The sequence below is a fragment of the uncultured Parasphingorhabdus sp. genome, from assembly GCF_963975735.1.
Lineage (GTDB): Bacteria > Pseudomonadota > Alphaproteobacteria > Sphingomonadales > Sphingomonadaceae > Parasphingorhabdus.
Map to the genome: position 1 here is coordinate 49,916 of NZ_CAXBIA010000013.1, position 25,088 is coordinate 75,003.

The 25,088-nt window shown below is 57.7% G+C and carries 11 protein-coding genes; all 11 read left to right on the forward strand.

What is annotated here, in order from left to right:
• Positions 1 to 4 precede the first annotated feature (4 nt).
• The 11 genes from AACZ86_RS13095 to AACZ86_RS13145 all read left to right on the forward strand — a co-directional run bounded on the left by AACZ86_RS13095 (position 5) and on the right by AACZ86_RS13145 (position 25,080).
• Positions 5 to 676: a nitroreductase gene (locus AACZ86_RS13095; RefSeq protein ID WP_339693251.1), complete on the forward strand. Its 672-nt coding sequence runs from the start codon at positions 5 to 7 to the stop codon at positions 674 to 676.
• A gap of 186 nt (positions 677 to 862) precedes the next feature.
• Positions 863 to 4,003 (forward strand): CHAT domain-containing tetratricopeptide repeat protein, encoded by a 3,141-nt coding sequence (locus AACZ86_RS13100; protein WP_339693252.1) that lies wholly within the window; start codon positions 863 to 865, stop codon positions 4,001 to 4,003.
• Positions 4,003 to 6,057, forward strand: a complete 2,055-nt coding sequence (locus tag AACZ86_RS13105; protein ID WP_339693253.1) for an adenylate/guanylate cyclase domain-containing protein — start codon at positions 4,003 to 4,005, stop codon at positions 6,055 to 6,057. The genes AACZ86_RS13100 and AACZ86_RS13105 overlap by 1 nt, the downstream gene beginning before the upstream one ends.
• Entirely contained in the window at positions 6,044 to 6,844 is an 801-nt protein-coding gene (locus tag AACZ86_RS13110; protein ID WP_339693254.1) for a hypothetical protein, read from the forward strand. Before AACZ86_RS13105 ends, AACZ86_RS13110 begins: the two co-directional genes overlap by 14 nt.
• A 158-nt stretch (positions 6,845 to 7,002) precedes the next feature.
• A complete protein-coding gene (locus AACZ86_RS13115) occupies positions 7,003 to 8,742 on the forward strand; it encodes a ShlB/FhaC/HecB family hemolysin secretion/activation protein (protein ID WP_339693255.1) in 1,740 nt (579 codons plus the stop codon).
• 107 nt (positions 8,743 to 8,849) lie between these two features.
• Entirely contained in the window at positions 8,850 to 17,648 is an 8,799-nt protein-coding gene (locus AACZ86_RS13120; RefSeq protein WP_339693256.1) for a hypothetical protein, read from the forward strand.
• A 58-nt stretch (positions 17,649 to 17,706) separates the two neighbouring features.
• Positions 17,707 to 19,158, forward strand: coding sequence for a cysteine--tRNA ligase (cysS, locus tag AACZ86_RS13125; RefSeq protein ID WP_339693297.1), 1,452 nt, complete (start codon positions 17,707 to 17,709; stop codon positions 19,156 to 19,158).
• Between the two features lie 109 nt (positions 19,159 to 19,267).
• A complete protein-coding gene (locus AACZ86_RS13130; protein ID WP_339693257.1) occupies positions 19,268 to 20,218 on the forward strand; it encodes a D-2-hydroxyacid dehydrogenase in 951 nt (316 codons plus the stop codon).
• A gap of 145 nt (positions 20,219 to 20,363) precedes the next feature.
• The gene (locus AACZ86_RS13135) at positions 20,364 to 22,010 is read left to right on the forward strand and encodes an acetolactate synthase large subunit (RefSeq protein ID WP_339693258.1); all 1,647 of its coding nucleotides are present in this window, start codon (positions 20,364 to 20,366) and stop codon (positions 22,008 to 22,010) included.
• Between the two features lie 11 nt (positions 22,011 to 22,021).
• A complete protein-coding gene (locus AACZ86_RS13140) occupies positions 22,022 to 23,461 on the forward strand; it encodes an aldehyde dehydrogenase family protein (protein ID WP_339693259.1) in 1,440 nt (479 codons plus the stop codon).
• 314 nt (positions 23,462 to 23,775) lie between these two features.
• Positions 23,776 to 25,080, forward strand: coding sequence for a multiheme c-type cytochrome (locus tag AACZ86_RS13145; protein ID WP_339693298.1), 1,305 nt, complete (start codon positions 23,776 to 23,778; stop codon positions 25,078 to 25,080).
• The last annotated feature ends 8 nt before the right edge of the window (positions 25,081 to 25,088 follow it).

Here is a 25,088-nt window from a genome sequence, read left to right on the forward strand (position 1 = left end):
TTGAATGAACGTAACCGAAGCCGTCACCTCCCGCCGGTCCGTCCGCCAGTTTCTCGACAAGCCGGTTGACCAGGCGACGCTCGAACGCGTTCTCGAAACCGCCCAACGCTCCCCTTCCGGCGGCAACACCCAGCCTTGGAGCGCGGTTGTCGTTGGCGGCGATGCGCTCAAGGACATCACCGCCAAGATCAAGGCCAAGGCCGCGACTGCGCCAATGGGCGAGAATATGGAATATGCCATCTATCCCAAGGATCTCGACGGCCGCTATGAAGAGCAGCGCCGCGCAGTCGGCAAGGGGATGTTCGACGCCGTCGGCCTGGAACGGGGCGATAGCGCCGGACGGGTCGCGCAGATGGCGAAAAACTGGGACAGTTTCGGCGCACCGGTGCAATTGTTCACCTATACCAGAAAATATATGGGTCCGCCGCAATGGTCGGACATGGGCATGTGGCTACAAACGGTGATGTTGCTCCTCCGCGAAGAGGGACTCGACAGTTGCCCTCAGGAAATCTGGGCGATGTACGGCACCTATATGCGGGAATTGCTCGGCATCAGCGACGATTATATTTTCTTCTGCGGCATGGCCATCGGCCACCGCGACCCCGAAGCGCCGATCAACAATTTCGATGTGCCCCGCGTCGCGATCGCCGATGCAATTGAGTTTCGCGGTTTTTAACCATTGAAGCTTCCGGGTTTCGGGCAATCTTCGCCCGGAAATGTCCCGCGATGTGACAATCATCACTCCATTCGACATCAAAGTCGATATTCTCCTATCCGAGACTGGGATTCTCCAATTAATTGGTGTAGTTAGGAGGATAACAGGGTCGCTATCGCGGTTGCCGGTGTCTGAGGGGACATGGCAATGCACAAATATTGTGGGGAGAATATCGTGCACCGGACGAGTATCGGTTCAATAATATTGGCATTGGGATTGGCGTCGACCCCGGTCACTGCTTTTGCTCAAGGCAAGCCGGTTTCCCTGCGTGACAGTTTTCCCATAGGGAACAGCCAGGGCATTTTGTGCCAGGTGCAGGATCGCAGCATCGAGAACAAGGCGAAAGCCGATATGTTCGACCGCAGCTGGGCAGTCGTCTGCCGCGATTCCGCAAGACCGGTCGGCTTTGTCTATTCGTCCCGATCGCCGGAGCAGAACCTGCTTGACCGTATTGCGCCCCATCGCAACGAACCCGTATCTTGTGCCACTAGCGGGGCCGCAACCGCGCTCGGAAATTTTCGTCATAACGAATGCCATCTGACGACCGAACCGGTTGCCTTTTCACAGTTTCTTGGCCGGCAAAACGGCGTTTCCTATGTCGCAGAGGGATTGGCCGTTTACGATGGCGCGACCTTGCTGGCACTCAGATCCATCTTGAATGACTCAATTGCCGAAGGCACAATCGATGTCGCCTCTACCTCTGTAGAAGATCCCTTTGCCTTCGCCCGGGTTCAGGCGGCAACGCTGAAACCCGATCAGGCACTTGCGGAAGGGTACAGGCGGAATCTCAGCGGCGACTATGCGGAGGCAGCAGCCTTTTTCGAAACCCTGCAACAACGGACGTCCGGCATGGAGGGGGAGGACATCAACCCCCACGAATATCTGATCAACCGGGCCTTGCAAAAGTCCAATCTGGGTGAATTTGCGGAAGCCAATGATCTGTTCGAACAAGCCCGGGAACTGAATGGCGCTGACCCGGTGACCGAGCGGCTGCAACGCAATTTTGAAGCCATGCACCTGCTCAACCACGGGCTGTTTGATGCGGCCGTCGAGCGGCTCAATGTCCCGCTACAGACGTCGCTGGCCCAGCAAATCGCGCTGACAGAGCGCCTCGAAATTACCGATCCGATTTCGATGCGGATTAACGGCAGCATTCGTACCCGCAGCCTGCTCGGCTTCGTTGACGAAACGAAATTGAGCGAGCGGGAACGTGCCGAGATCATCGATGCACAAGCCTTGCAACTTTTGGGCACTGCCCAGCGGATAAATGGCGATTACAAGACCGCGCGTGAATCGCTGATAACCGCTTATAACCGCGCCATCACCGTTCGCGATGGCCGGGTCACGTCGATCACACGGCTGAGAGTCCAGATTCTCTCCGAACTGGCCCTGGTTGCGGAAGCCAACGGCAACTTGGGCGAGGCGGAACAATTGCTCCGCGACGGTCTGGATTTGCTGAACGTTCAATATCCGGAAACGCGGGCGGTCAACGCTGCCAAGGCGCGGCTCGCAGCCTTTCTGTTGCGATATGGAGAAGAAGCCGAAGCACGCCAGCTATATGGTGAAGTTGTGGACAATTCGCTGGGCAAACGGAGTGCAATTTCGGGTATGGCGAACCAGCTCGCACCTTATTTCAGACTTCTCGCCGCAGATACAACTGCGGCAGAACAATTTTTCAAGGCTTCCCAGATACTGGTTCGCCCGGGCGTCGCCGAAACACAGGCGGTTCTTTCACGTGAACTGAGCGCGGGCACAGATGATGCCGCGCGACTGTTCAGACAATCCACCAATTTGGCGCGCAACATCGAACGATTGCGGATCCGATTTTCGGCGTTGAGCAAGAGCAGCCAGTCGGCATCGACGCTCAAGCAGAGCAATGATCTCGCTTCCGAAATTGAAACGCTGGAACGAAGCCAGCAGCTCACCCAGGTCCGGCTTGCCGAATTTCCGCAATATCGTGCGGTAGCGGCCCGCTTTCTCAGCCTCGACGAATTACGCGCCACCATGCGACCCGGCGAAGCCTATATGCGGCTGACGGTCATCGGCAGCGATATTTTCATGTTCTATTCCGATCAGACTGAGGCGAAGACGTACAAGGTGCCGCTTGACGAGAACACGCTCGATAGAAAGGTCGACACATTGCGCGCCTCGATATCGGCTTATGAAAATGGTCAATATGTCACCTATCCCTTCGATATCGAAGCAGCGCGCGCGCTATATGCCGATCTTTTCGAGCCGGTCTCGGATCGGCTCGCAGCAAAGAAACATCTGATATTCGAACCGGACGGCGCGATGCTCCGGTTGCCGATCAATCTGCTGGTTGCGGATGATGCCTCGGTCTCGCGATATCTCGCAGAAAGCGAAGCACCCGATAGCGATCCTTTCGATTTTTCCGGGGTCAAATGGCTTGGCAGAAATATTGATATCAGCACGGCCGTTTCCGCACGGGCATTCGCCGACGCGCGGCAGGCTCCCCAGTCGGGTGCTTCTCGACAATATCTCGGTCTGGGAAAGAACGTACCGGTATCGCCGGGCAGCAACATGTCCGGTATCCGTGGCGGCTCCCAGAATATGAACGCCAATTGCCAATGGCCACTCAGCCAGTGGAACAGTCCGATATCCGATCGCGAACTGCGCGAAGCCCAGTCTCTGGTCGGCACTGGCAGTTCCGACATCGTAACCGGTGCCGCCTTCACCGATACCGCCATCCTTTCGAACGATAAAATCAGCGACTATCGCATCCTGCATTTTGCAACCCATGGTCTGGTCACTGCCCCTAACCCGTCATGCCCTGCGAAGCCCGCGCTGCTGACGTCTTTCGGGGGACAGGATTCAGACGGGCTTCTGGCCTTTGATGAAATTTTTGATCTCAAACTGGATGCAGATATTGTCATTCTCTCCGCCTGCGATACAGCGGGCAAGGCCAGCATAGCGGCAACCCGCAGCGCGGGTGTCAGCAGCGGCGGCGGGACTGCTCTGGACGGTCTGGTCCGATCCTTCATCGGAGCGGGCGGACGTTCGGTACTGGCCAGCCACTGGCCTGCTCCGGATGATTTCCGCGCCACGGAACGGCTGATAAACGGATTTTTCAGCGACGGTCGCGGACGATCGATAACCGAGGCACTCAGATTATCCCAGCTGGAATTGATGGATGACCCGGTCACTTCACATCCCTATTACTGGTCGGGTTTCGCCTTGATCGGTGACGGGGCCCGGCCGCTCTTGCCCGGCACGACGGACACGGCGATGAACAATGAAGCGTCCACAACGGAAGCAGCGCTGAAATAATGGCGGCATCCGTCAAGCCATCAAACCCGGTTGATAATAACCGCGATGTGAAAGAAGGTGCCAAGGGCATATTGCAATCCATGCGCCGGCTGTTCGATCAACTCGGACCAATCCGCCTCGGATCCACGATAATATTCATGATCCTCGCGCTTCTCGTCGCGCGGTACAGCTGGACGACGCCGCTGATCCAGGAAGCCGAACGCGCGCTCTATGATTTGCGCGCCTCCGTCTTTGCGCCGGAAGTGGAGAAAGACGAAAATATCGTCATGATCGTCTATAATGAGGACACGCTGAAGCTGACCGGCCAGCGGTCTCCGGTTGACCGGACAATTTTGGCGCAAGCGCTCGAAAGCATCGACGCAGCGAAGCCCAAATCGATCGGCATAGATATTCTCTTCACCATGCCGCAGGATGACGATGACCTGCTCATTTCGGCCTTCAAGAACATGAAAACGCCGACCTTCCTTGCCTATGCCGATCCCAAGGAAAACCCCGAAATCACTTTCGCTGAACACGAGTTTCTTCAACAATTTTTCGAAGATGCCCGCAGCGAGAATGTTCAGCCCACCGATATCAAGCTGGAAACCGATAGCGATGGTGTCCAGCGCCGGTGGACGCCGCACAGACCCGGTGCGCCGCCGTTCATGGCTATTGCGCTGACCCGCCCCAATCCGAAATTTGCCAAAAATGACGGTGCAATCCGCTACCATGTTCCGGCAGCGACCGATGTTCCCGTTTTCGACAAATTCCCGATCGAGAGTTTCGCAGATCCGGACATTGCGGAAATGCTCGGTTCGTTCATTGCCGGCAAACACGTACTGATCGGCGGCGATTTCATCGACCGCGACCGGTTCGAAACCCCGGTTGGCGGATTGACCAACATCAGCGGTGATGATGGCAAGATGATCGGACTGGAAGTGCATGCCCATATGCTCGCCCAGTTGCTCAATGACGATCTGCCTACCCCGATTGCCACATGGACCCTGTGGGTCGGCGCCCTGATTGTCGCAATTTGCGGTGGCCTGTCGGCTCTGATCATCGGGGACGCCCTGAAAGTCGGCTTCATCCTGCTCGGCCAATTCGTGTTTTTTCTCATCTTCCCGTTCCTGCTGCAGAATATCGGCATCGATACGCTGACCCTCCCCGCCTTCGGCTGGGGTGTCGGGTGGCTGCTTGGCTATGCTTCGGTCGGTTCCGCGGCGCGGACCATCAATTCCAAACAGAGGGCCTTTGCGCAAAATGCCCTCGGCAAATATCTGCCAAAATCGATCGCAACAGAGATATTGAAGGATCCGGAGAAACTGGCTTTGCACGGCGAGAAACGGAAGATTTTCGCGGTATTTACCGATCTCGAAGGTTTTACAAAATTGACCCACGCGATCGAGCCGGAAATGGTGGCAACGTTGCTGAATGATTATCTCGACCGGTTGAGCGATGTGGCGCTGGAATATGGCGGCACAATCGACAAATTTGTCGGCGATGCGCTGGTCACCTTCTGGGGTGCGCCCATCGCCTATCCGGATGATGGCGAACGCGCAGCCAAAGCGGCCTACGCACTTTATCAGGCGGGTGAAGAGTTTCGCAAGAACGTCCCCGAGGGTGTGCCGCCGATTGGCAGAACGCGGGTCGGCATGCATTATGGCGATGCCATTGTCGGCAATTTCGGTGGTGAAGGCCGTATCCAATATACCGCTCTCGGTGATGCCATGAACACCGCGGCACGACTGGAAGCGGCGAACAAGACCCTCGGGACCAAGGTCCTGCTGAGCAGGGAAGCGATGGAACGGACCGGTCTCGACTGGTTCCGGCCGATGGGCCGGATCACCCTGCGCGGTCGATCGACGCCGGTCGATGTGTTCGAACCGGTCCCCGACTGGGCAGAAAAAGATCGCGCAGCAGTGACCGCAGTCATAGCGGCCCACGAAATTGGTGATACTGGTTCTATTCAGGCACTGGGTGCCATGATCGATCAAAATGGCGACGACCAGGGTCTCGTCAATTTGCTCAAACGACTGCAAACGACAAAAAATGGAGAAAGCTATGCACTTGGATAAGATTGATCCGGCAAAATCCGGCGGAGCCCTTCCCCTTCTTGCGAAAGCGGCGCTCGGTTCGCTTCTGCTGTTCGGCGCTGGCGGCGTTGCGATGGCACAGAATATGGTCGTCCGTTCGACCGGACCTTCGGCCAGCAGCTATCCTGCCGGCAAGAAAATGGCCAATGACGCAAAAGTCTCGCTGAAGGCGCAAGACCAGGTGACCATTTTGACCAAATCGGGAACGCGCGTTCTCAAGGGTCCGGGAACCTATTCCCTTGCGCAAGGCGCAGGATCCACATCCAGCGCATCGCGCCGGCTGTCGAGCTTCATCAGCAATCGCGGCAGCAGCCGGGCGAGGACCGGAGCGGTTCGCGCTGCAGGCAACGTAACGGTCGAAACACCGAACAATCCGAATCTCTGGTATCTTGACGTGACCAAGGGCGGAAAATTCTGCGTTGCCGATCCGGATGGACTGGTTGTCTGGCGGCCCGACTATACAGGGTCGGCGACAGCATCGATTGTCGAACCGAAAGACGGCAACGTCACCGAGATAGCATGGCGGAAAGGCAATCCGTTAAAAGCATGGCCGAAGGACGTTCTGCCAGTCACTGACGGCGCACGTTATCGCCTGCTCGGTTCAAATGTACCACAGTCTGTCGAGGTAAATTTCGTGGTATTGCAGAATCAGCCGACAGACCTCGATGATACGGCATCCATGCTGATAGAAAACGGATGTAGCGGCCAACTGGATCTGCTGGTCGAAACACTTGAACTGAACAACGGGGAACCCGCAGATCAGGGTTAGCTTATATGAATAGATTCTGCCGTCCGGAATGAGGGCTGGACGGCAGAATGGGGATAAGATGGTTCAGTGGGTCGCAAATGGATCATCGAAAAACGGGGATTAATATGTCGCGCGCGCGCACAACAATTCGAACAACCACTATGGCGGCGGGGATCGCCATGTTGACAGCAAGCCTGCCTGCCTGGGGGCAATCGTCTGTCGCGGGACCGACCAGGGAAGAAATCCAGCGCGGGGTCGTGGACAAAGCGCTCAAGGGCCAGTCCCAGACACTGTCCGTTGACGGCGACGTCGAGCGGTCCGCCTGCCCGCTAGCCGGACCGGAATTTTCCGATGTCCGTTTCACACTGAAGACGGTTGATTTTACCGGGCTGATTTCAGTCGACCCCGGTTCGCTGGCTTCGTCCTACGCAGACTATGTCGGTCAGGAAGTTCCGGTTTCGGTCGTCTGCGATATCCGTGACCGGGCAGCGACGATATTGCGCGGCAATGGTTATCTTGCCGCCGTGCAAGTCCCCCCTCAGACAATTGACCAGGGCAATGTCCGTTTCGATGTGCTGATGGCACGCATGACCTCGGTGCAAGTCCGGGGAGATGCCGGACCGTCCGAAGGCCTGTTGCAGAAATATATCGAAAAGCTTGCCGCACAACCGGTTTTCAATATCAATACCGCAGACCGCTATCTGTTGCTCGCGCGCGACATTCCGGGTCTGGATGTACGACTTTCGCTGCGGCCGGTATCGACGGAATCCGGGGGACAGCCCGGGGAAGTGGTCGGTGAGTTTAACGTTATCCGCACGCCGGTCTACGCCGACGTCAATTTTCAGAATTTCGGGTCCGAAGCTGTCGGCCGCTTTGGCGGACTTGGCCGGCTCCGGTTCAACGGGCTCACCGGAATGGGTGATGAAACCGTGATCAGCGGCTACACGACCTCCGATCTGAAGGAGCAGCAGGTTCTGCAGGCCAGCCACGAATTCCGTGTTGGCGGCGAGGGTCTGAAATTCGGTGCCAATGTCACCTATGCCTGGACCAAGCCGGAACTGGCCGGCGGATTATCGATCAAATCCGAGACATTGGTCGCCAGCGCCTATGCAAGCTATCCCTTCCTCCGCAAACAATCGCGCAATGTCTTCGGAACCATCGGCCTCGACTATATCGACCAGCGCACCGATATTCTGAGCGCCCGCACCAACGAAGACCGGTTGAGCGTAGCGTACGCCCGCCTCGACTTCAGCCAGATCGAACCGGGAAGCATTTCAGGACGCGGCGGCTATTCCGCCTTTGAACCCAAATGGGGAATCGGCGGTTCGCTGGAGCTCCGCCAGGGCCTTGACATATTGGGTGCCAGCGAGGGCTGCGGTGCGGCGTTCGTCAACTGTATTGGCCAGACGGTCTTTCCAACCCGCGCTGATGGCGACCCGACAGCATTTGTCGTCAGGGGACAGGCAAAAATCGACTATCGCCCTACCCCGCTGCTTGCCTTCACGCTGAAGCCGCGCTTCCAATATTCGCCGGATGCCTTGTTCTCCTACGAAGAAATATCGGGAGGCAATTACACCACCGGCCGTGGCTATGATCCCGGAACGATCATCGGCGATAGTGGCTATGGCCTGCAGACAGAGATCAGCTACGGCTCCCTGGTGCCCGATTCACCCGAAGGCATCGCGGTGCAGCCTTATCTGTTTTTTGACCTGATGGGTGTCTGGAACAAGAACAGTCCGGGTGATCCGCAAAAACTCTATTCCGCTGGCGGGGGGGTCCGCACGACCATTGGCCAGCACGCCAGTCTGGACCTGACCGCGGTCGTACCGCTCAAACGCGCTGGTTTCCAAACCCGGCGTGATAGCGCGCGGGCGCTGCTGAGCTTGACCATCCAGCTCGCGCCGTGGAAGCGCAGATGATGAGATCATCATTCGACCAGAGAATACGCAGTTCAACCGAGGACAGCAAGATGACTATAAGAACCCAAAACAGTAGCGCAAAAAGCGCCCCGAAATCAGCCAGAAAAATGCGCTGGCTGGCTGGAGGCTCGATGGCTGCGGCAGCGTTCTTGTTGGCCTCGGCTCCACAAACCGCGCAGGCGCAGTCTCAGACCATCGGCTCCAGAATTGACGCCGGGAGAGCATTTCAGGCAAATATCGATTCCGTGTCGGCACCCGTGATAATCCAGAGGGGAGCCAGTGCGGATATTTACACGCTTGGCTCGGCGCAAACAGTTATCAACTGGTCTCCGCAGGACACGGCGAACAGCGATGACCTGATCAATATTCTCCCTTCCGGCACGGCGCTGACATTTGTTGGCCCCAATACCGGATATACGGTGCTGAACCGGATTATACCCACAGGTACGACCGCGTCCGGCGACCTCCGTGGTATCGCCTTCAGTGGCAGTGTTGCCAGCCTGCTGGGCAATCCCAGTGGGCCGGTCGGTGGCGACGTCTGGTTCTACAGCCCCGGCGGTATCCTCGTGGGCGGGAACGCACGTTTCAATGTGGGCAGCCTTTTGCTGACAACCAATGACATTGATACAACCGGCGGACTATTCGGTCCTTCGGGCGAGATACGGTTCAGGGGCGACTCCTCGAGCGGTGCCGTCACCATAGAACCGTTTTTGAACGTCAGCCCCGGCACAGATCAGATAACCGTCAATGATGCCCTCGGCGGAGAAACCTATGTGGCTTTGGTCGCGCCGCGTGTCGTGCAAGGCGGCAGGGTCAACGCCGACGGTGCCGTCGCTTATGTCGCTGCGGAACAAGCCGATCTGACCATCAACAACGGGCTATTTGACATTTCGATCGGCGTTGGAACATCCGATGCCAATGGTATTGTCCATACAGGATCGACCATCGGTCCCGCTTCTACCCCGACATTGAACGGCGACAACCAGATTACCGATGCCGATGCCCGCGCCATTTACATGGTTGCAGTACCCAAGAATGATGCCGTGACCATGCTTGTCGGTGGTACAGTGGGTTATCTGCAAGCAGCTTCCGCCATGATTGACAATGGCAAAATCATCCTCAGCGCTGGCGGGAATGTCACGGCATCCGGGTCGCTTGCCGCACCGGTTAATGCAATCGAAGAAAATGCGACGTCAACCGCTGCCACCAATGTTCAGATCGGCGGCGCGGGCCTGACTGCATTCGGCTCGACGCTCGAGATGTTTGCGTCAAATGACATCACAATTTCCTCGCAATCGGAAACCGGCAGAGTCGTTATCAGTAACTTGGTTGGAACGCAGGACTTGAACCTGACTGCGGGTAACCAAATCAATCTGAACACATCGGCCGGTGGCCAGATATTGGTCAACGGTGATGTGAACCTGACTGCCGGAACCGGTGCCACCGGCGGCGACATCAACCTCAACATCGATCGCACCGGCTTTGGGTCTCAGTTCAATACCGGACTTGCCCTGTCCGGCGATCTGAACTTCGACAGCCGCGGTATCGGTGCCGACGATTTCTTTACGGTACTTAACAATGGCGGTACCGGGATAGGTCAGGATGCCACCGGCGGAGACGTCACCATCAACATCACCAACGGCGGCGTGCTGGATGTAGGTGGAAACGCATCCTTCCTGACCAGCGCCCAAGGCGGAAAAGGCGAGATCCAGAACGGGTTCAGTCAGGCAGGCAATATCGCGTTCAACATGGACAGCGGCACAGCGCAATTCGGCGGCAACATTGCTTTCAACGCTTCGGCCATAGATACAGGGTCGGGAAAGATTGGCGGAAACGGAGCCGGCTTACTGGGTAGTGACGGCATCGCCGGCAATGTCGGGCTGAATCTGTCGGGCGGCGAGATGACGGTCGACGGAAATCTTCAGATAACAACCGATGCGGAACGTACCAGCGGGTCAGACACTTCAGCAATCCAGAACAATGTCGCCGTCGCAGGCGCAGTTGATCTTGCCATCTCAGGTGGGTTGCACAGTTTTGGAAGCGTGGGAATCTCCAGTTTTGCAGAGGGAGGAGTATCCCTTGACGCCGGCGGCAACGACATCGCAGGCAACCTCAGCCGCGGCACGGTTAATTTTGCCGTCAGCAATTCCGGCACCAATGTATCCATAACCGACAACATGGTTATTGACGCCAGAACATCCGGCAATATCGTGAGCGATCCTGCGATAGACGCGGTAACAATCAGCATTCTCAACACAAGCGACGAAGGTGCAGGACTCGATGTTACGAACGGAATCTCGATACTGACCGAGGCGTCCAGTGGTCTTGCAGGCAGTAGCCTCACCTCCGGATCAGTCTCTATAACTGCCGACAACGGCACTATAGGCTTCGGCAGCCTGGCCGTCGATACCAGCGCCTCAATTGGATTTTCCTCAACCGAATTGAGTTCGCTTCTGACCGCAGGTGATATCGATTTAGTCGCCCGGAATAATGGACGAATTTCCGGTGGCGATGTCGATTTTTATAGCTTTTCTGACACCACAGGCACGAACGGCGTGAATGCGGCCGGAGGAAATATTCTGGTTAACGCGAATGATGGTTTCATAACCCTGACCGGACTTTTCTCCGTAAATGCCAGTGCACAAGCGGGCGCAAATGACTCATCAACTTTTGCACCGACATCTGCCCAAGGTGGTTCAACCACAATCCTGCTGGAAGGCACGTCGCCAATCACCAGCAGAATGACTTTTACCGACATTGATTTCAATTCCGACGGATCGATTGTTTCCGGTCCGGAATTTTCAGGGCCGTTTGAAGGAAATGGCGGCTCCGGTGTTGGTGGCAGCGTGATCTTTGACCTTCTCGGAGGTACATTCATTGCAGGCGATATCGAAGTCAGTGCGGGCGGTGCCGGTGGCCGGGGCGGATCCGAAGTGACAGAGAATCTGCTGATACCTGCCGTTTCCGCTTTTGCCGCGCCGATGGATCTTACGGTGGTTGATACGCCATTTGCAGGCGGCGTTTCGGCAGGCGATGGCGGGGATGGCCAGGGCGGAAGTGTGACGTTCAATCTCAATGGCGGCAACGCCACCGTCACCAATTTGACGATTAGCGCGAACGGCTTTGGCGGCGATGGCGCTTATGGCGATATCGACAGCGGAACCGCCGGTGGCGATGGCGGTCGTGGCATCGGCGGCGACGCGACCTTCAACGCCATAACTGGCAACCTGACCATCACCAATACCCTGACCGTGTCGGCAGATGCGAATAACCCGGCCTCTGCTCCGTACGGGGCTAGCGCCTCAGGTGGCTTCGGCTATGGCAGCGACGGCGGCGACGGTGGTGCCGGACTGGGTGGTACGGCAACATTCAACATGGCAGGAACGGCTACCATTAACGCCGGAGACATACAGGTTAGCACCTCCGCAAGCGGCGGCGACGGGGGCTCTACCAGCGATCGATTCGTCGTCAACACCTTCATCAGTGGCGGACCGGCGGGGTCTGGTGGCGATGCGACCGGCGGTGATGCTGTTATGAACGACACATCCGGCACGCTAGACTTCACGTCTGCGACGATACAGTCGGTGGCTGTAGGTGGTGACGGAGGGAGCAATTCCGACAACCGCGGCTCATTCTACGGGAATGGTTCGGGCGGGAATGGCGGAACCGCTCGAGGCGGGAATGCAACACTCAATCTTAATCAGGATAATGCCACAAGCAGGACGGTCACCGTCGATGCCAGCGCTACCGGCGGGCAAGGCGACTATGGCTCGACCGGCGGCAACGGAGGCAGCGCCTATGGCGGTGTCGCCGCAATCAACGTCAATAATGCAGCCGTCGATCTGGACGATCCGACGATATTGGCGAATGCCACCGGCGGTGATGGCGGTCAGGGCCGGATTGACCCGGCAAATAACACCGGCAACAGCGGCAATGGCGGCGATGCGACCGCGGGCACGGCACGATTACAGGTCACTGGCGCGGGCGGGAATATCGATCTCGGCTTCATTGCGTTGGAAGCCGATGCAACCGGCGGCAGCGGCACAGACGGCTTCTATCAGTTTGGCGGTGGCCTAGATGGCGGTGATGGCGGAACGGGCGGTAATGCCACAGGCGGCACCGTCGAACTGATCGCGCGCACGGGCGGAACCCTTACATTGTTATCCAGCGATTTTACCATGACCAGCACCGGTTCCGGTGGAACTGGTGGAGATGGCGGCAACTCTTATGACAGCGCTGCCGGCGACGCGGGCAATGGCGGGGACGCAACTGGCGGTACCGGCCGCCTGCTCGCGCAAGGTGGCACGATTTCCGGCAATAATCTGACCATTACCACAGCCGGTTTGGCCGGTGATGGCGGGACCCGCGGCTATTATGGCGCTTTCGGCACCAACGGGGTCGACGGCACCGGCGGGAGCGGCACCGGCGGAACCGGCATTATCGAAGTTCAGGAAGGCAGTCCCGGTATCGTGACCTTCGCCGATGTCGACATAAATTCCAGCGGTACGGGCGGCGGCGGCCCTATTGTCGGTTCCGGCGCGGGTGGCCGCATCGAAATTTCCGACAGTTCGACCGATCCTGCCGGACTGATAACGCTGGGCAACCTGACCGCCACCGCCTTCGATACCGCGATCGGCCCCGGGGTCGGTTCGGCTTCGGCCCCTCTGGGCGGCTTTTTCGTGACCGGTGACAGCGGAGCTGTGTCGGTTCTCGGCAATCTGACGGTGATCGTCGCCGGCAATATCGAATATGATCTCGACGGCGACGCGCAGATGACCGTCGGCGGCAATGCCGCATTGGTCAGCGACCAGGACATATTGATCAATCACAGCAACAACTCGACGCTAGTGAACTCCCTCGACGTCGCCGGGACTTTCGATGCGACGGCGCAGGGCGATTTTATCAGCACTGACGGCTCGCGGATCAATGCAGGCGACGCCGCTACGGTTCGCGCAGAACAAAATGCCACCGTCGCCGATATCGCAGGTGTCGGCTCGGTCGACATTTCGGCGCTGCAGAATGTCGCTGTCAACAATGCCGCCGTTACCGGGATTCCCGCGGTCATTTCAGTGGGACTGATCTCCTATGTGATAGCCCCGCAATTGACGATCAACGCAGGATATGATCCGACCGGATCGCCCTCGCCGATCTTCGATCCGAATTACAACGCCACCATAACTGGCGATGTCACATCGACCGGGCTCATCGCCATCGGTGCGGGTGGCAACGCCTATTTCCGCACCGGCAGCAATGTCGTGTCAGACAATGGTCTGGCCGTCCGGACCGGCGACGATATCATCATCGAATCTGGCGCCAGTCTGACGGCGGGCGCTAATCCGTCGACCACACCCAGCACTGCGTTTACATTCACTAATCCAGGCAATCTCATTTTGCAGGCGGGTGACTTCACCGGTCTGTTCGGCACGCCGATCGGGACGCTCGGCACCACGCCGCTGACGCCCATTGCGTCAATCGTCGCAGCCGGTGATCTCGACGCCAATGACTTCGCCGTCGTCATGACCGCCAACGCAGTCGACGGTCTTGGCGGCACGATCACCGCCAGTTCGATCAGCGCGGACGTCAACGACGCTCCCGCCAATGGCGTGACCCAGAGCGATGATAACGGCCTGCTGAGCGCCCAATGTCTGGAAGGCAATGTCTGTCTGGGCACGCTCAATGCCGACAATCTGGTCTATATCGGCCAGGCGAGCAACAATGATGTGATCCAGGCGATCGTCGAAAGCGGGACCGTCTCGTCCACTGACATATTGGTCACCACACGCCGCGACATAGTCATGGGTACGACCGGCGTCGCAACCACGCTAGACGCCAGCAATCAATTGGCACTCCAAAGTACCGAGGGCGATATCGATCTGGCCGGCGTTTCCGCGACCAGCAACGCCATAACCGTCAACGCCGCTGGCAGCCTGCTGGGAACCGCCAACCTCAACAGCGCCAATGATATCGGTATCACGGTCGGCGCGGACATCAACGCTGCTTCGATCACAACCGGCGGTCAATTGACGACCGTCGCGCTGGTCGGTGCTCCGCTTGAAACCAGCTATACGGTGCCGGGCAGCATCAATGTTGGTGCCCTGTCGCAAAGCGCCGATATCGATATCGACATCAGCGCTGGCGGCGACATCAGCTTTGACCAGATCAACCTGCCCGCAAACCGTTCCATCACGCTGACCGCCGCTACCGGAGACGCTTTTCTCGGTAGCAACAGCAGCGCGACATCAATCTCGGTTCTGGGCAATAATGTCGGCTTCAATGACTTGCTGTCATCCGGCGGCATCACGCTCAGCGCCACGACCGGCGACCTGACCGGAACCGGTCCCGGTGACCTGACGGCAGGCGGCAGTGTCAATCTCGACGCTGTCAATGCTATCGATATCGGCAACGCCACTACCACGGGTCTTGGACAAAGCATCAACATGTCCGCCAATAATATCGCAGCCGATGCTCTCACTGCAAATAGCGGTGACATTCTGGTTTCAGCGGCACAGGATATCACGCTCGGCTCCGCGGCCACCAGTGCCGGCACGCCGACGGCAGGCTCGATCGGCTTGCTCGCCGGCAACGACATTGCCTCGACCGGCACTCTGAACGCCGGCGAAGACGTGGCGATCCGGGCGCTGGGCGATGTTGCCCTGACGACCGTATCGGCGGGCGACGACATGTCGGTTGACGCGGACGGTTCGATCAGCCTGACCAGCGCAACCACCAGCGGCACCGGAATCGACCTGTTCGCCTTGTCGTTCAACACCGCCAATGCCGGTCAGGCCGGATCGATCGCCTTTGCCGGCGAGACACTGACCGGCTCGAACATCCAGCTGGACAGCGGAAGCGATGTGACGGCCACCGGTGCGCTTGATGCATTGGATGATATCAATGTCACCGCAACCGGAACGCCGACCGTTGCCAACGCAATCAGCGGGGGCGACACCACTATCACCGGTGCCTCCGTTACCCTCAACAACGGCACTATTGGGGGCAATTTGACGCTGGCAGCTCTATCAGGCGATATCGATGGCAACGGTAGCGTGATTGTGGGCGGCGACATCGACCTCGATGCCACCGGCAATGTCGGATTTGGCGACCTTGATGCCCAGGGCGGCACTTTCACAGTCGATGCCGGCGGCAATATAAACTTCGCCAGCGCAGCCAGCACAAGTGGCACGACCCTGAATGCCGGTGGTGATATCACCGGCGACGATATGACGTCCGACGACGATGTCACGATCATGGGTAGCGGTGACGCCAATCTGGGGTCGGTTAACAGCAGCACAAATGTCAGCGCCCAATTGCAGGGCGCCTTCGTTGCAAGTGAAGTTAATGCCGCCAAGGCGGACGAGGGCGAAGTCGATATCAGCGCCAATAATGGAATCGATATAGCCGATGTCTCGGGCAATGACATATTCTTGACCGCGGCAACCGGCCTGGTCAATGTCACCAATAACGTCGACGTGACCAACAGCATTGTCGCGTCGGGTGAAGCCGTCTCTATCGTTACACAGCAGGATATGACGGTCAGTGCCGAAGCCACGGATGGTGACGTGAATCTGTCCTCAGCGACCGGTTTGGAAGTCGAGGCCGCGCAAGCCACAGGCGACATCACCCTCAGCGCCGGCGACAATGTTTTGATCAACGGCTCGGTAAGCGCGTCGAATGACCTGCAGATCACAGCTGGCCGTGCAATCGACATTCAGGCGGATGCAATGGGCGGCACTATCCAGACGGTCAGCGCCGATATGAATATCGGATCTGCCGGCAGTCTGGGCCAGAACGCTTCAACCAGCGACATCCGGATTTCCACCGACGGCACCACGCAGATGAGGCTCGGCGACGAAACGGATCTGGGAGGCGTATTCTCTCTCACAAATGACGAATTCAGCCGGATTCATTCGGGCGGCGATTTGACGATCAACGCAGCGGATACCGGACTCAGCGGATTTGACTTAACGATCCAAACCCTTTCGGCAAGCGCCTTTTCCGAGGGCAATTTCGGTGCGGATGGGACCTTCAATATTACGGCCGATCAATCGATAAATGTGATCGGCGACCTGTCCGTCCAGGGCGACTCAAACACGAATCTGAACCTCGCCGCCGGCGATGATCTGTTTGTAAACGCCGCAACCGGTTCAATCACGATGGCCAATGACGCTAGTCTGGCTGGTAATCTTTCCCTCACCGCGCGCAATATATATGCGATGACGGATCAGGCTTTTGACGATATTCAAGGCATGAGCACCGCTGAAATTGATGCGCGTCTTGCCGAGAATGACGGCAATGTCCGGGACAACGGGTTTATCCGGGCGGACGCTATCACCGTCACTCTGCTTGCCAGCCAGTTCTATGTCCAGAATACCGGCAGCGGCACCGCCTTCGATGCCCGGCGCGGCTTTGTTGCCGGTTCTGGCGGGCTGTCGATCAATTCTGGTCCCAGTGGCATCACGCCCATAGTCATCAACGGCACTGTCAATGGCGCAGCGGGTATACCTGCGATCCCTGCAACAAATATAACGGGGGCTGGCTTCAATGCTGCGTCCACCATCAATGGCTGCGTTATCAACGATCCGGCGAGTTGCGCGCCGACGCCGACGCCAACGCCTACTCCGACCCCAACGCCTACTCCTACGCCAGATCCCACTCAGGAACCGGTTCAGGATGTGATTGAAGAAGAGGTAACGCCGGAAGAATATGCTGCGGATCCGTTCGCGAGCAATCTGATCGAGATCAAGGAAAATGAAGAACGGGTGGATGATCCGCTGATCGATGAACCGGTGACCGGCGCGGGCAATGATGATCTGTGGGTGAACGGCTTCGATTGCGAGCTCGACAATGACGGAAAATGCCTGATCGACAAGGATGAAGACGTGGAAGAGGTCCAACCCGCAGAATGACACCTGCAAACAATTGATCGGTTGACCTTTTGCGCGGAAAGCCATTAGGCGATGGATGATGAATGACACTGCCGCGCATCCGCTAAAACTGTTCAACAGTCTGACTCGCCAGATGGAAGAGTTTGTCCCCGTTCACCCCGGTGAAGCACGCGTCTATACCTGTGGCCCCACGGTTTATAATTATCCCCATATCGGCAATATGCGGGCCTATATCTTTGCCGACCTTCTCGGGCGCACGCTGAGCTGGAAGGGCTATAAACTCACCCATGTCATCAACATCACAGATGTCGGCCATCTGACCGATGATGCGGACGATGGCGAAGACAAGCTCGAGAAAATGGCGGCCGAGAAAGCCCAGTCGATCTGGGATATCGCGAAACATTATACCGAGGCCTATTGGCAGGACATCAAGGCGCTCAATATCCGGCAACCGGCCCACTGGTCGATTGCCACCGATTATGTTCCGGCGATGATCGACTATGCCAAAGGCATTGCCGGCAAACATTGCTACGAGCTCGAGAGCGGTCTTTACTTCGATGTCTCGACCGTCGCCAATTACGGCACCCTCGCCCGCGCATCCACCGACGATGGCGAAGGCCGGATCGAGACAGTCGAGGGCAAGCGCAACGCTGCCGATTTCGCGATCTGGCGCAAGACACCGCCCGGCGAGAAGCGGCAAATGGAATGGGACAGTCCCTGGGGTAAGGGCGCGCCGGGCTGGCATCTGGAATGTTCAGTCATGTCGGAAGCCCTGCTCGGACTGCCGTTCGACATCCACACCGGCGGCATCGACCATCGCGAGATTCACCATCCCAACGAGATCGCGCAGAACCAGGCGCATAGTTGCTCCGATCACAGCGGCGCGAAAATCTGGATGCACAATAATTTCCTGATCGACCGGACCGGGAAAATGTCCAAATCTTCGGGAGAGTTTTTGCGGGTGCAGTTGCTGATCGACAAGGGCATCCATCCCCTCGCCTATCGCTTGATGTGCCTGCAGGCCCATTATCGCAGCGAGCTGGAATTCACCTGGGACAATCTGGTTGCGGCGCTGACACGGTTGAAACGCATCGTGATGGGCGTGGAACGCCTGCAGGAAAAAGCGGACGGACAAACGGCAAAGTTAGTCCACCCGGCCCTCGTGCAATTGCGGGACAAGTTTGATGCTGCGTTGAGCGAGGATTTGAACAGTTCGAAAAGCCTGCCTCTGCTGGAAGAATTGCTCGGCCTCAAAAAACTGCCCGCCGATCAAAGGCTCGCGCTGCTGACTGAAATGGACTCGGTTTTGGGTCTGGAGCTTGCAACTCTTAAACGCGATCAATTGCGCGTTCGACCGGCAGACGCGAAAATTGATGAAAGCAGTATCGAGGCAAAACTCGACCAGCGCCAACAGGCGAAGGTGGAAAAGGATTTCGCGACCGCCGATAGCATCCGCGATGAACTCACCGCCCGGGGTGTGGAATTGATGGATGGCGATCCGCTGCGCTGGGACTGGAAGATAGAAATATAGTTTTTGCTTCCTGTTATCCGCATCCAGACGGGCGAGCCGGTTGCACAACGTTTGAATAGAAATAGAGATTCCCGTCAAACGGGAACGGTAATTTTAGGAGTATGACGCTATGACCGCCAAACCGAAAGCCGCGATGGCTTCTCTCGTCCGTCCGCTGGTTGAACCGCATTGCGGCGACCTCGATGTCACCTGGTTCACCAGCACCGAAGAAGCGATGGCAATCGCGCCGCACGCCGAGATCGGCTGGTTCGACATGTATGACAAGGAGAAGATGGCGGAAATCATCTCCGCCGCGACCAACCTCAAATGGCTCAACAGCATTTATGCGGGTGTCGAACATTTCCCGCTCGATCAGCTCAAGGCACAGGGCACGAAACTGACCAATGGCGCCGGTCTCAACAGCGCTCCAATCGCTGAATTCGCCGTCATGATGATGCTGGCCGCCGCCAAGCGCATGGATCAGATCGTCGACAACCAGCGTCAGCACAACTGGCTGGAAACGGCACCGGGCACAACCGAGATCGACGACAGCAAGGCGCTGATCATCGGCTATGGCGGTATCGGCCAGCAGATCGCCAAAAAACTTTCCGGCTTTGACGTCGATGTGACCGCCGTCCGCCGCACCGCAACCGGCGAAGCCAATGTCATCGGCCTCGAGGACTGGCGCGACCGGCTCGGCGAATTTGACTGGGTCTTTGTTTCCGCGCCCGCCACCAGCGATACGAAACATATGTTTGGCGCCGACGAATTTGCCGCGATGAAATCCTCTGCCTGGCTGGTCAATGTCGCGCGCGGAACTCTGGTCGATCAGGATGCCCTGCTCGCAGCGCTCAATGACAAGGCGATCGGCGGCGCTGCCCTCGACGTCACCGACCCCGAACCGCTACCGGCCGACCACCCGCTGTGGGACGCGCCCAATTGCATCATCACCATGCATTTGTCGGGGGTAGCACAAACCCGCATGTTCCAGCGTGCCGCTGCCCGCTTCGTCGAAAACCTGAAGCGCTATAAAAATGGCGACGATATGATTGCCGTCGCCGACTTTGATCGGGGATATTGAGGGGGTGACTTCGCGGCTTTTTTGACTTACCATCCAAGAACATAGGGGTAGAGTGAGTCTCGTTCTTGAGGGGGATTGAGGATCATTGGGGTCGTTGCCAATTACTCGCACAAACACTGGTCATCACGATCAGGGAAGGACCCACATGACCAAAGCATCCGATCTTTTTGTAGAATGTCTGGAAAACGAAGGCGTTGAATATCTGTTCGGCGTTCCCGGCGAAGAAAATCTCGACATGCTCGACAGCCTGTCGCGCTCGAAGAAAATCAAGCTCATTCTCACCCGTCACGAACAGGGCGCCGGCTTCATGGCCGCGACCTACGGACGCCATACCGGCAAGACCGGCGTCTGCATGGCGACACTCGGTCCCGGAGCCACCAATCTGGTGACCGCGGCGGCTTATGCCCAGCTCGGCGGCATGCCGATCCTGATGGTCACCGGCCAGAAACCGATCAAGAAATCCAAGCAGGGCCGCTTCCAGATTCTCGACGTCGTCGACATGATGGGACCGATCACCAAATTCACCCACCAGCTCGCTTCGGCGGATAATATCCCAAGCCGCGTGCGCGAAGCGATCCGTCTCGCCGAAGAAGAAAAGCCCGGCGCCACCCATATCGAATTCCCGGAAGATATTGCCGACGAGGAAACGGACTCCACCCCGATCAAACCGAGCTTGGCCCGGCGTCCCGTCGCCGAAGCGAAAGCCGTCCGCGCCGCGACCAAGAAAATCGAAAATGCCAAATCCCCGATCATCGTCGTCGGGGGTGGTGCCAACCGGACCACCACCGGCCGCATGCTCACGCAATTTATAGAGAAGACCGGTATACCTTTTGTCACCACCCAGCTCGGCAAGGGCGTGGTCGACGAGACCCACAAGGAATTCATGGGTTGCGCAGCGCTATCGGCCAATGATTTTGTCCATCGCGCCATCGGCGCCGCCGACCTGATCATCAACGTCGGTCATGACGTGATCGAGAAGCCGCCCTTCTTCATGGCGACCGGCAGCACAGAAGTCATTCACGTCTCGATGAACAGCGCCGAGGTCGATCCGGTCTATTTCCCGCAGATCGAGGTGATCGGCGATATCGGCAACGCGATCTGGCAGATGAAGGAAGATATCGTTCCCTCCGGCAGCTGGAATTTCGACGCGATGTACAAGGCGCGCCGGGCCGAGGAAGAGCATACCGATTCGATGGACGACGATGTCCGTTGCCCGATCTATCCGCCCCATCTCGTCAAGGTCGTCCGCGAAGCGATGCCGGCCGACGGCATCATCTGTCTCGACAATGGTGTCTATAAAATCTGGTTCGCGCGCAACTACAAGGCGCGCCAGGCCAATACCGTCCTGCTCGACAATGCGCTGGCGACAATGGGTGCCGGCCTGCCGTCGGCCATGGCATCAGCGATGGTCTATCCCGACCGCAAGGTCATGGCGATTTGCGGCGACGGCGGCTTCATGATGAACAGTCAGGAAATGGAAACCGCTGTTCGGTTAAAGCTCAACATCACCGTGCTGGTGCTGAACGACAACAGCTACGGCATGATCCGTTGGAAACAGGCAAACATGGGCTTCAAGGACTGGGGCCTGACTTATGGTAACCCCGATTTTGTTAAATATGCAGAGGCTTATGGTGCCAACGGCTACCGGATCACCAGCGCGAAAGATCTTCAGGAAACGATCGACAAATGCCTGAACAGCCATGGCGTGCATCTGATCGAGGTTCCGGTCGACTATTCCGACAATGACCGAATCTTGAATCACGAGATCAAGGAACTCAGCGCGAAGGTTTGAACGAGACACGTATGACACAGTTAAAAGACGTCTACCCGCTTTATCTCAACAATGAAGCGGTGCAGCCCAATACCGATCTGGAAGTCACCGACAAATATACCAATGAAGTCGCCTTCCGGACTGCCCTCGCCACCCCCGATGTCATTGAAAAGGCAATCGCGGGGGCCGTGGAGGCAGCGGCGCCGATGGCGGCCATGGCCAGCTACGAGCGGCAAAATGTGCTGCAACATTGTGTCGACCGGTTCAAGGAGCGGTTTGACGAACTCTCATATGCCCTCTGTGTCGAGGCGGGAAAGCCGATCAAGGATGCGGAAGGCGAAGTCGGACGTTTGATCGACACCTTCCGGATAGCCGCCGAAGAAGCGGTGCGCAATTATGGCGAGGTCCAGCCGCTGGACATTTCCGCTCGTGCAAAAGGCTATATGGGCATGTGGAAACGCGTGCCCATCGGCCCGTGCAGCTTCATTTCCCCGTTTAATTTCCCGCTCAATCTGGCAGCGCATAAAATCGCACCGGCCATTGCTGTGGGCTGTCCGTTCGTGATGAAACCGGCAAGCAAGACACCGCTCGGCGCGATCATCATGGGCGAGATACTGGCAGAGACCGATCTGCCAAAAGGCGCCTTCTCGATTCTGCCCGCAAGTCGGGACGGCGCCGATTTGTTCACGGTCGACGAGCGTCTGAAACTGCTATCCTTTACAGGTTCGCCGGGCGTTGGCTGGGATCTCAAGGCCAAGGCCGGCAAGAAGAAAATCGTGCTCGAACTGGGCGGCAATGCAGCCGTGATCGTCGATCATGACGCCGATCTGGACGATGCGCTGGAGCGTGTCGTTTTCGGAGCATTTTATCAATCCGGCCAAAGCTGCATCGGTGTGCAGCGGATCATCATCCACGAGAGCATCTACGACAGGTTCAAGGACATGCTGGTCGCCAAGACCAAAAGCCTGATCGCTGGCGATCCCAAGGAACGCGAGACCTTCATCGGTCCGATGATTTCCGAGGGCGAAGCGAGCCGCCTGCACGGCTGGATCGAAGCCGCTGTGGCGGGAGGCGCGACGCTTCTCTGCGGCGGCAATCGCACGGGCAATATGCTCGAAGCCACGCTGCTGGAAAATGTCGACACCAGCGCGGACGCCTATCGCGAAGAAGCCTTTGGTCCGCTCGCCCTGCTCTCAAAATTCAGCGATTTCGGTGCCGCGCTGAACGAAGTCAACGACAGCAAGTTCGGGCTGCAGGCCGGTATCTTCACCCGCGATCTGTTCAAGTCGCTCGACGCCTGGGATCATCTTGATGTCGGCGGCGTGGTGATCAATGATGTACCATCCTACCGCGTCGACAATATGCCTTATGGCGGCGTCAAGGACAGCGGTCTGGGCCGTGAAGGGATCCGCTTCGCCATGGAAGATATGACCGAAATCCGCAATCTGGTGATCCGGCGCAAACCGGGCTAGGCGATCAGGCGACAACCGTTGCCTGTGCGCAACAGACTGTTTCCGTTACTCAACAGTTCGAGCAGCAAAGCCCTAAAAAATAAAAGAAATCGGGCGATTTTCGTTTGCATTGAGCATGGGTTGGAGGATAGGTAACGTGATCGTTATATTGAACGGCAAGGGTCGCGTCGTGCTGGATCAGGGGATCGGTTGCAAAACCGAAATGGGCAACGATGCAAATGGGGAATATAAAATCTTGGATTCCTGGCTGGTCGTTACTGGCCGCTAGCCTGTTCTGCTCGGCACTCGTCGGCACGGCATTGTTCATCTCGACCATGGCCAGCACCACTCCCGTCGAGGCCGCCACAGATGTCGCCAGCGGCACCTATCTGGGCGTGGCTTCCTGCGGCGCGACGACCTGTCACGGACGGCAGGAAGCGGACGGAAAAATTGTCAGGCAGGATGAAATTATGCGCTGGCAGGAAGAGTCGACGCCCGGCGGAGCCCATAGCCGCGCCTTCCGTGTTCTCCGCGAACCGCGCAGCATTGCAATAGCCAAGCGTCTCGGCCTCAAGGATGCGGCGTCCGCATCGGAATGCCTCGGTTGTCACACCACGACCGCAGCAAGCAAGGGACCAAGGTTCCAGCTAAACGACGGCGTCGGGTGCGAATCCTGTCACGGAGCATCGTCCGGCTGGCTCTCCAGCCATTATGCGGTCGGCGCCAGCCATGCCCGCAATGTTGCCAAGGGACTTGTGCCACTGGACAATCCCAAGGCCCGCGCCAGCGTCTGCCTCGACTGCCATTTCGGCAGTGCCAAAAAGGGCCAGTTTGTCGACCACAAGATCATGGCCGCCGGCCATCCGCGCATTTCCTTTGAAATGGATCTTTTCTCCACCCTGCAACAGCATCATGACGAGGATGTCGATTACGTCCGCCGCAAGGGCCGGACCAACAGCGTCCAGTTCTGGGCGGTGGGTCAGGCAATGGCGCTCGAACGCTCGCTGAACCTGTTCACCAAACCATCTCTGGGCACCGAGGGTATTTTTCCGGAATTTTATTTCTACGACTGCCACAGCTGTCACCGCCGGATTTATGACGATGCATCCGCCCGTCCGACATCGATCGACAATCCCGGACGCCCCATTCCCGAAGGCATGCCGCCCTATAATGACGAAAATATGATCATGCTCAGCGCTGCGATCAAAATAGCGGCGCCAGACATTGCGGCTGATTTCGATAGCCGGTCCAAAGCCTTCCATGCGGCGATGGCACAAGGTCGGGAGCCCGCCGTTCAGGAAGCGGCGAAATTGCGGCAATATGCGAACCAGCTGGCCGATCGTTTCTCCCGCGCCAGCTTTGGCCGGGACCAGACCTTCCAGATCATGGAGACCATTGCCGGTCAGGCGATATCGCCACGCTTCACAGATTATGAAGGCAGCGTACAGGCGGTCATGGCCGTCGACACTTTGCTCAACGGACTGGTCAACAGCGGTCAGGTCAGCGAATCCGCCGCATCCAGCCTGCGCGGACAGATCAATGTCGCTTATGCCGCCGTTGCCGAGCCCAATGATTATGAACCGCTGAAATATCGCCGGGCACTCGGCAGCGCCGTGCGCACGATCCGGTCGCTCAGGTAGGGGATCTG